This is a genomic window from Wolbachia endosymbiont of Drosophila bocki (assembly GCF_028982005.1).
Taxonomy (GTDB): Bacteria; Pseudomonadota; Alphaproteobacteria; order Rickettsiales; family Anaplasmataceae; genus Wolbachia; species Wolbachia pipientis.
This window is the reverse complement of the sequence record NZ_JAPQLG010000106.1, coordinates 1-10,674: the sequence shown is the minus strand read 5'-3', so window position 1 is coordinate 10,674 and position 10,674 is coordinate 1. Positions and strand designations below refer to the sequence as shown.

The window sequence follows — 10,674 nt, the reverse complement described above, 5'->3', positions numbered from 1 at the left end:
ATAGATATGCCTCTTTCTTAACTATGCTTATTCTACCTCATATTTTCGAGATCCTTAACAGGTTCTAACAATAAACAACTTTAGGTTTAAATTTATGAAATCAGTTGTTATATACATCAGCAAATACGAATTTAACTGGTGTTATGGACTTAAATAAATTTACCGAAAAAGCAAAAAGTCTAATTCAAAGTGCTCAAATGAAAGCGTTGGGAGCTGGGCATCAGATTTTTATGCCTGAGCATTTACTAAAAGTGATGCTTGAAGATGAATCAGGTTTAGTTCAGGATTTGATAAACGCTTGTGGTGGAAGTGTGCAAGGTATTTCTGATGCTGTGGATAGCGCAATAAAAAAGTTGCCAGTAATTGAAGGTCCAGGAAGTGGTGGCCTTCAACTTTCAAGAGAAATAGCAAAAGTTTTTGAAGATTCAATTGGTATTGCAAGAAGAAATAAAGATTCATTTGTTGCTGTTGAGCGTTTACTACAGGGCCTCACTGCACAAAAAGATGATACTGTAGGCAAAATTCTGGCAGAGAATGGTGTGACTCTACAAAAACTGAACTCAGTTATTGCAGAAATGAGAAAGGGCAGCAGTGCGGACTCGCCAAACAGTGAGGAAAAATTAAACGCGGCAAAGAAATATACAAAAGATGTTACAGAGCTTGCTATGCAAGGAAAGCTTGATCCTGTAATTGGTCGTGATGAAGAGATCAGAAGAACTATGCAGGTATCACTGAGGCGGACAAAAAATAATCCAGTGCTGATCGGTGAACCTGGTGTTGGAAAAACTGCAATAGTTGAGGGGCTTGCAAATAGAATTGTTGCAAACGATGTGCCACTTGGTTTGCATGATGCAAAGGTCTTAGCTTTGGATCTTGGAGCACTAATTGCTGGCACTAAGTTTAGAGGAGAGTTTGAGGAAAGGTTAAAAGCAGTGATTAATGAGATTTCGAGAGCGGAGGGAAAAATTATATTATTCATCGATGAATTGCACACTTTAGTTGGAGCAGGAGCAACAAGTGGTGCAATGGATGCCTCGAATCTGCTGAAGCCTGCTCTTGCGCGTGGAGAAATTCGCTGTATAGGAGCCACAACTTTAGATGAATATCGTCAGCATATAGAAAAAGATCCTGCACTTGCAAGGCGTTTTCAGCCTGTGTTTATCTCTCAACCAACTGAAACTGATACCATTTCAATACTCAGGGGTTTGAAGGAAAGATATGAGGTGCATCATGGTATAAGAATTACAGATGGTGCAATAATTGCTGCTGCAACGTTGTCCAATAGATATATAACAGATAGGTTTTTACCTGATAAAGCAATTGATTTGATTGATGAAGCAGCAAGCAGGGTGAGAATTGAAATGGATAGCAAGCCTGAAGTTATTGATGAACTTGAGAGAAAGGTTATACAGCTAAAGATTGAAGCAGAGGCTTTAAAAAAAGAAAGTGATGAAAATTCTAAACAGCGTTTAAAAAAGATAAATGAAGAGATCGAAAATTTAAACAGTAAATTTGCTGACTTGAACAGCAAATGGCAGATGGAAAAGAATAAAATAGCTAGAATACAAGAAACAGCCGAAAAATTAGATAACGCTAGAAAAGAGTTGGAATTAGTTCAGCGTAGTGGGAATTTGGGAAGAGCAGGAGAGCTGACGTATGGTGTGATTCCTCAGCTTGAGAATGAATTAAAAAATCAGGAAAAGGTTACTGATAGTTTCTTAAAGAAAGAAGTGACTGGAGATGATATTGCAAACATTGTTTCAAAGTGGACAGGAATTCCAGTTGATAACATGATGCACAGCGAAAAGGAAAAACTTCTCAACATGGAGAATGAAATAGGAAGAAGAGTAATAGGGCAGAAAGATGCAATAGAAGCGATAAGTAATGCAGTTAGGCGCTCTCGCTCTGGTGTGCAAGATACTAATCGACCTTTTGGTTCATTCTTATTCTTGGGTCCAACCGGAGTTGGAAAAACAGAATTGGCAAAAGCCCTTGCTGAATTTCTGTTTGACGATCAATCAGCGCTTTTGCGTTTTGATATGTCAGAATATATGGAAAAACATTCTGTTTCAAAGTTAATTGGCGCGCCTCCAGGGTATGTTGGCTATGAACAAGGTGGCAGATTAACTGAAGCAGTGAGGAGAAGACCATATCAGGTAATCTTATTTGATGAGATAGAAAAGGCAAATCCAGATATATTTAATCTATTGCTGCAAATCTTGGATGAGGGGAGACTCACTGATAGTCATGGCAAATTGATTGATTTTCGCAATACCATACTGATTTTAACTTCTAATCTTGGTGCTGAGATAATGCTAAAGGGGATTGCTGAGTCTGTAAAAGATGAGGTAATGCAGATAATTAAATCAACATTTCGTCCAGAATTTTTAAACAGACTGGATGAAATTATTATATTTCACAGTTTAACCAGAAATGACATCTATAAAATTATAGATGTTCAATTTTCTTATTTACAAAAAACACTTGCTAAGCGTAAACTGAGTATAAGTTTGTTGCAGGAAGCTAAAGAACTAATAGCACAAACTGGCTATGACCCTGAATATGGAGCAAGGCCCCTAAAAAGGGTGATACAAGAGTGTATTCAAAATAATTTAGCTAAATTAGTTTTATCGGGGGAAGTAGTAGAAAATGATGAACTAATAGTGTACGCTCTTGATAATGAAATCTTAGTTAAAAAGGTTTAAGTTCACTGTGTATTTTTGTTAAAAAAAATGTGTATAGATCATAATGTTGACACTGAGTCTTTATTTGAGTTAGCTGATCAAGAAAATCAGCAAGATAAAGAAAAAATTAAAAAATTTATTAAGTATTTTTATAGTTTTGTTTATAAAAGCGACCTAAAAGCCAATGATAAGTTTTTGCTATATATTGTAAACGATGCTTACAATTTTGTTTCTCAAAAAGAGAAAGATGAAAGTAAGTTAGTAGTAAGTAATATAGATGATATACCAGGAATAGAAGGCGATTTTACCACGATTAAGATAACAAACGATGATATGCCATTTTTGGTTGACTCCGTTATTACAACTATTAAGTCGCACGATTTAACCATATGCTATTACAGCAACAGCATAATTAACATTAAAAGAAAAGATGGCCTAATAGATGAGATTTACCCTTTGGAAGAAAGTAATGGAATAAAAGAGTCAGTTATATATGTAATTATCAAAGGTATAAGTGACAGTTTTGTTGATACATTAAAAGAATCTCTACAAAAAACGCTGAAAGCAGTTAATTGTGTTGTGAAAGATTGGCACTTAATGCTTAAGAAACTTGATGAGGCAAGTCTTTCTGTCATCCCAGCACTTGATACTGGGGTCCAGGAAAAGGACACGTGGATTCCAGTGTCACGCACTGGAATGACACCAGACCGAAATCAAGAGCAAAAAGATTTTCTAGTTTGGTTAAAGAATAATAATTTTGTATTTCTAGGTTATCAAGAATATATTGCTGGTAAAAATGAAAAACTCGTCTGTGATGGCAAAAAGGACCTTGGCCTGATGAGAGTAGGTCAAAGTACGTTGATTCCTTCTGCAAACCTTGATTCCCTATACATATTGAGATCAGATCTAATCTCAATAGTCCATCGGCGTACATACATGAATTGTATAGGAATAAAAGAATTTGATGACCAGGGTAATGTAGTAAAGGAACGGCGTTTTTTCGGGCTATTTACTTCTGTAGCGGAGGTCCAAGATATTCGAACTATTCCAATAATAAAAGATAAAGTTAAAGTTATAGAAAAAAATGCAGGATTTGTAACCGGGGGCCACAACAATAAAGCTTTGATTTCTATTTTGCAAGTGTTCTCTTGTGATGAATTATTCCAATCAAATGAAGACGAATTATTTAAAATTTGCATTTCGATCATGTCTCTTGCGATTAGGCCAAGGGTCAGATTATTTTTAAGAAGAGTCGGGGATTTTATTAGTTGCATAGTGCTGATACCGATGCGTTATGCTAGCGCTAGGCTAATGTTCAAAATACGTGACATATTGAAGGATGAGACAAGTGCAGGAAGTTCAGATATTTATAACAATCACATTATCAATGAATATGATTTGATGAAATTGCATGTAGTGCTAAAGACCAAAAATGCTAGCGTTCTTGATGATGAAGTTTTGCGTATCGAAAACAAATTAAGAAACATTACAGAAAAGTGGGAAGATCGTTTTATAGACAATTTATACAATACTTTTAGCACTGTTGAGGATATATTCATCCGTTATTGCAAGGCATTTCCAATAAGCTATCAAGAGAGTTTCGAACCTCATGACGCATATTACGATATGAAAAAATTAGAGATAGTGAGGAAGAAAGGAGTTAGCGAGGTCGATTTAAGACTTACTCGTGATAATCTTAATTATCAATTAAAGGTTTATACTCCAAACAATGGAGGCCTTGAATTATCGAAGATATTAAGGATCACTAAGAATTTGGGAGCTAAAATTCTATCTCATAATGGCTATTACATAGAAATTAACGGTGGAATATGGATACACCATTTTGTGTTGTCAAGAGTCGATGAATTAGTAGACAACATTACTCTAAAAGAGCAATTTGAAATAACACTTGCGAAAGTGTTTAGCAAGGAAATTAAGAATGACTATTTCAATAGTTTGATCATTATTGCTGGGCTCAAGTGGAAGGAAGTGCTTCTGATTAGAGCGCTAAGTGCCTATCTAAAGCAGACGTCATTTAACTACAACCCAGAATATATCCAAAAGGTAGTCTCAGAGTATCCAAAAGTAGTAAAGTATTTGATACAACTATTTCATGCAAGATTTGATCCTAACATAGACATTGATAGAGCAGAAACTACGGACATTGTCAGAGAAAAAATTGAGGAACTTCTAAAAGAGATCAGCAATGTTTCACATGATTACGTTTTGCGCTCGATATTTAACTTGATAATGGCTATTTTAAGGACCAGTTATTATCAAGACGATAAACCATATTTATCTACAAAATTTGACTCAAGTAAAATAAATGGTTTGCCTGATCCTCGTCCGTATCGCGAATTGTATATTTATTCAAACCTTTTTGAGGGAATACATCTAAGAGGAGGGAAATTAGCCCGTGGTGGCTTAAGGTGGTCGGATAGGACGGAAGATTTCCGCAGTGAAGTTTTGGGGCTCATGAAAGCTCAGATGACAAAAAATGCGGTTATTGTCCCTGTTGGTGCAAAGGGTGGATTTGTAATAAAGCAAGCTTATAAAGATAAGAATATTTTAAGAGAGAAAAGTGTTGAGTGCTATAAGAGTTTTATTAGAGGAATGCTTGATATTACTGATAACGTGGTTGATGGTGAAATAATTCCACCAGAGAATGTGATTAGGTATGATGAAGACGATCCATACTTGGTAGTTGCAGCAGATAAAGGCACTGCTTCATTTTCTGATTATGCCAACCAGATAGCCTCTGAATACAATTTTTGGCTTGGCGATGCATTTGCATCTGGTGGATCAGCAGGTTATGATCACAAAAAAATGGGTATTACAGCCAGAGGTGCATGGATTGCAGCACAGAGGCATTTTTGGAAAATGAATAAGGATACTTACCAGGATACAACTGTTATTGGAATTGGAGATATGGCTGGCGATCTATTTGGAAACGGTATGCTGCTTTCAAAAAATATACATTTAATCGGCGCATTTAACCATATGCATATTTTTGTTGACCCAAACCCTGATGCAGAAAAGAGTTTCACAGAGCGTAAACGTCTCTTTGAGTTACCATTTTCAACTTGGATGGATTATAATAAAGATTTGATTTCTAAGGGTGGAGGAGTATTTGAGCGTAGCAGTAAGCAAGTAAACATTTCTCAAGAAATAAAAAAGTGCTTTGATATAACAGAAGATATGCTACCTCCAAGTGATTTGATTAGATATCTATTAAAAGCAAAAGTGGATTTCATATGGAATGGAGGAATTGGCACGTTTGTTAAGGCAAAGAGTGAAAATCATAGCATGGTCGGTGACAAAGCAAACGATGAGTTAAGAGTGAATGGTAAAGATATTAGAGCTTCTATGTTTATAGAGGGTGGAAATCTTGGTTGTACACAGTTTGGAAGAATAGAATATGCTGAAAAAGGTGGATATATCAATGCAGACTTTGTTGATAATTCAGCCGGAGTGATATGTTCGGACCTTGAAGTTAACATTAAGATTGCATTTGTTTCAGCTATGAAAGCAGGGGGTATTTCTTTAGAAAAAAGGAATGAAATACTGGCAAGTATGGTGGATGAAGTTGCATCCAAAGTGCTTGAGAACCACAACAAAATTGAAACAAAAGCATTACTTCTTGAGTGTTTGCAAGCTAAAGAGAGATTGGAGCAGCACCACAGGTTACTGCTCAGTTTAGAAAAATCTGGGCTGTTAAACCGAAGCGTAGAATTTCTTCCAACTGAAGAAGAGATAGCAAGGATGTTAACTGGTGCAGAAGGTTTCAGTTCTCCTCAGCTCTCTGTTCTAATGTCTTATGCTAGAACAGCAATAAAAAATGAAATTATACATTCCGATCTGTCTGAAAAAGATCCTATATCTCATGACTACTTGCTAGGTTATTTTCCTAAAAAGATGGTAACAAAGTTTAAGGATTTCATATTAAAACACCAACTTCGTAGAGAAATTATCTCTACTTGCATTGCAAATGATGTAGTGAATAGAATGGGCTGTATATTCATCAATAATTTGGCTGAGAACACTGGAATTAAGATACAAGAAGCGGTTAACATATATATTGTTGTTAACCACCTGTATGATTTAAACAGCCTGTGGCAGAAAATTGATGAATTGGATGGAAAAATTGATGTTAACTCATACTTACAAATAGTGAGGAACGTGCAGAAATTTATTGGCAGAGTATCATTTTGGCTAGTGAAAAATCTTGGCAAGCTTAGCTTTGTAGAATTGGATGATGTTACAAAATTTAAAGATGCAATTGAAACTTTAGGCCAGAACTTAACTGATGTTTTAGATGAACACCTATTAAAGATCTATAGCCATGGATCAACTTCTTTAGTAGAACTTAATATAAATAAAGATCTAGCAAAAAAAGTTGCTGATCTATGCGTTCTTGCTTATGCACTAGACATTATATCTGTTGCTGAACAGACATCTTTGTCCATTCTTGATGCTGGTAAAATATACTTTGAGTTAAAGTCGCTGTTAAGATTCGATCTGATTAGAACAATTGCCATCAAGATGAAAAGCCGCTCTTCTTATTGGGATCGCAGCTTAGTTAATGATTTATTGGACGATTTAAGCAATTACCATCACAAGCTAGCTGTTAAAGTCATAAAAGCTACTGATAACCCTGAAGATAAGGTTCAAACCTGGGCTTGTGATGATAAGGACTACATAGAACGTTATAATAGTTTTTTAGATGAGATGGTTGCTTCTAAACTTGATTTAAGCAAATTAATATTTATAATCAGAAGGATTAAAGTACTTGCTTCATAGGAAAATGTTCAATATAGGTCTTTCAGAAATTTTAGTTGTAGCTTTAGTGAGCATAATTGTTCTTGATAAAAATAAGGTGCCTGTATTTATTGATCTTATTAGGAATGTGTATAAGTATCTTATGATTATAAAATCAAAAGCTAGGAGGTTATTGAAAGACGCAGGAGTTGAAGACTTACATAAAGAATGTAATGCTGAGAAAGTAAATTACATAATTGGTAAAAATGGTAAGCTTTATCCTACTTATGATATAGATAATACATCTAAAGATAATGACAGCAAAGATTCTGGTAGTAGATGATGTACTATCTAATGTCAAGCTTTTAGAAGCTCGACTAAAAGCAGAGTACTATACGGTTATCGTAGCTCATGATGGTGAAGAAGCTATAGATTTAGTAGCAAAGCAGCAGCCCGATATTATATTACTTGATATCATGATGCCAAAGATGAATGGCTTTCAAGTTTGTAAGGAGCTAAAGAGTGATCCCTTGACAACCCATGTTCCAATAATTATGGTAACTGCGCTGCATGATACTCATGATAGAGTGCAAGGTATTAATGCTGGCGCGGATGATTTTCTGACTAAACCAATAAACGAAACTGCTTTATCTGCACGAATTAAGTCTCTCACACGCTTAAAGATGATTATTGATGAATTGCGTTTGAGAGGAGAAACTAACGCTGAGATTGGTGGAGTCGCAGGAAACAGTATTATGGATTATTCCAATCAGATTTTTGATGCTAACATACTTGTTATAGATGAGGATGTTCATCAAGCAGAGCAGATATATAATATATTAAAGCAACGCTTTAGGTCAATTAAAATACTGAGTGATCCAATGGAAGCATTGAAGGTTGGTATTGAGAGTGGTTACGACCTGATCATTTCTAATATGCAATTTTCAAAAACTGACGGCTTGCGTTTGTGTTCTGAGTTTCGTAGTAAGGTGGAAACACGTTATACACCAATTCTGATTCTTTCTGAGGATTATGATAAAAACAATTTAGTAAAAGCACTTGATGTAGGTGCTAGTGATTATTTAACAGTACCTTTGGATGAGGGTGAGCTAATAGCAAGGGTTAATTCGCAAGTAAAACGCAAAAGATATCAAGATGCCTTGAGAATGAATTTATTTAATAATGCGGAAATGTCTATAAAGGACCCATTAACTAACTGTTATAATAGAAGATATTTTGATGCACACTTAAGAAACATTGTTAAGGACTCTGTGGAAAAGGATAGAAGGTTGTCTCTTATGATACTTGATATAGACTATTTTAAGATAGTGAATGACAGTTTTGGGCATAGTGCTGGAGATGAACTTTTAAAGCAAATACAGAAAAGAATTTCTGAAAATATCAGAGTGACAGATTTACTAGCTAGGTTTGGTGGTGAGGAGTTTGTTGTTGTAATGCCAGATACCAATGTATCAGATGCGTATACTATTGCGGAGAGAATACGAAAAGTTATTGCTAAAGAACCTTTTGTACTTGCGGATAAAAATACAACCCATAATGTAACTGTGAGCATTGGAATTGCAGAAATGCAAGGATCTGACTTTGATGATATTAAAAAATTTATAGTACGTGCTGACAGATATTTATATAAAGCAAAAAACAGTGGTAGAAATAGAGTGGTTACTGGCTATAGCTAAAGTGGCTTAAGTTTACCGACAACCGTCATTCCACTACTCGTGAGCGGAATCTATGCTGAGATACCGCGAATGAATCGCGGTATGACGTGTTGCTTGGGTTAGCTATAGATTTCTGAAATGATTTCAAAAAAATGATAACTAAGATTAAAGCGACAACATGAGGTTTCTCAGCTCTGGAAATTTCACGTTTAACTGCAAAAATAGATACTTATTTAAAAAATATCCTGTGACTTTCAGTCCTAACTGAAATTCTTGGAATGAGTAGCTGTTTTGTAGGGTATTATTGTATACATCATGCAACATTTGTGGAAAAGGTAGGAGTTTATCTGCATAATAATCTCCTACTTTTTTTGACACTGCTCTACCAGTTTTTGGAGAAATAAATTGCAGATTTTCCTTAACACCTGTTACAGCGCATTTGGATAAGTCTAACTTGAATCCCAATTGCGTAAGAAGCAGAAGCTCTAAGTTAAGATAATGGCTTTGCCAAGACTGATTGTTGTGTTTTATTACATCGATGAAACATCGAAAATTGTCATACAGCATGGCACAGGGTTCACTTTCTGGAAGCACTTTTTCTAAAATAGAGGAGAAAGAAACAATAGTAATGCTTTTTAACCTATCTTGAAAGAAATGATGGAATGGAGATTTGATTAATTCGCACTTAAAAAAACCTAGATTTTCAGGTAACTTAGCACTCCATTCTGCATGTAATAGATTACTTATCTGAAACTTATAATTGCTATTGTTTGTTAGCTTAGTTAATCCCCTGCGCTTTCCATGACTTTTTGTAAACAGAGAAAGAATTAAGTTTTTATCGCCGTATTTTTTAGCAGCTATAATGATGCCTTCATCTTTCCATCTCATTTAGAGTGTATTGACCGTATGACATTATAGGATAGTACACCTAGAGCTTGCAATCCATAAAAATCACTTACTCCGTTACTATTCCAAAGTTTCAAGGCTATGAGAGAGTAAGTTATTGGCTGCCACTCTTCTTCCTGAGCCTCCATGCTGAGCTTTTGGTTTGCCAAATAATTGTTTGAATGATTTTAGTAACCATTACTTTTCCTTATCTGAAATTTTGGATAATTCAGCTTCCAATTCTTCTATCGTCGGTAAAGCTGTTTTTATGTTCTCTGGTAGATTTTCAGTTATTCGATATTCTGCTAATCCTATTGGTTTATTTATGTCTTTGAGTGTATATTTAGCAAGTACATCGTCTTTAGATTTACATAAGATTAACCCTATAGAAGGTTGATCTGTCGAGTGCTTCAGTAAATCATCAACTGCAGAAAGATAAAAATTCATTTTACCAGCATATTCCGGCTTAAAATCCTTATCTTTTAGTTCAATCACTACGAAGCAACGTAACTTTAAATGATAGAATAATAAATCAATATAAAAGTCTTTATTACCAACATCTAAATGAAATTGTCTACCAACAAATGCAAATCCTTCACCGAGTTCTAAGAACCTGTTTAAAATCTTCGTAATAGGAGAGAAATGAAGGAAAGGACAATCATTTGCAAGCT

6 protein-coding genes are annotated in these 10,674 nt (G+C 35.2%); 4 read left to right on the top strand and 2 right to left on the bottom strand.

The window, feature by feature from the left end:
* Positions 1-143: 143 nt before the first annotated feature.
* From clpB to OZD61_RS02285, 4 genes are read left to right on the top strand one after another with little or no spacing between them, the layout of a single operon-like run.
* Positions 144-2,705, top strand: a complete 2,562-nt coding sequence (gene clpB / locus OZD61_RS02300) for an ATP-dependent chaperone ClpB (protein ID WP_274979699.1) — start codon at positions 144-146, stop codon at positions 2,703-2,705.
* Between the two features lie 27 nt (positions 2,706-2,732).
* A complete protein-coding gene (locus OZD61_RS02295) occupies positions 2,733-7,484 on the top strand; it encodes an NAD-glutamate dehydrogenase (protein ID WP_274979697.1) in 4,752 nt (1,583 codons plus the stop codon).
* A 4-nt stretch (positions 7,485-7,488) separates the two neighbouring features.
* A complete protein-coding gene (gene tatB, locus OZD61_RS02290; protein WP_274979698.1) occupies positions 7,489-7,785 on the top strand; it encodes a Sec-independent protein translocase subunit TatB in 297 nt (98 codons plus the stop codon).
* Complete coding sequence (locus tag OZD61_RS02285; RefSeq protein ID WP_274979696.1) at positions 7,757-9,139, top strand: PleD family two-component system response regulator; 1,383 nt, start codon at positions 7,757-7,759, stop codon at positions 9,137-9,139. The genes tatB and OZD61_RS02285 overlap by 29 nt, the downstream gene beginning before the upstream one ends.
* Positions 9,140-9,283: 144 nt before the next feature.
* Here OZD61_RS02285 and recO read toward each other — a convergent pair whose 3' ends face one another.
* Both recO and OZD61_RS02275 read right to left on the bottom strand, forming a co-directional pair.
* Positions 9,284-10,006, bottom strand: a complete 723-nt coding sequence (gene recO / locus OZD61_RS02280; protein ID WP_274979695.1) for a DNA repair protein RecO — start codon at positions 10,004-10,006, stop codon at positions 9,284-9,286.
* A gap of 195 nt (positions 10,007-10,201) precedes the next feature.
* On the bottom strand, positions 10,202-10,674 hold a 473-nt coding region (locus tag OZD61_RS02275; protein ID WP_274979694.1), incomplete at its 5' end, for a PDDEXK nuclease domain-containing protein.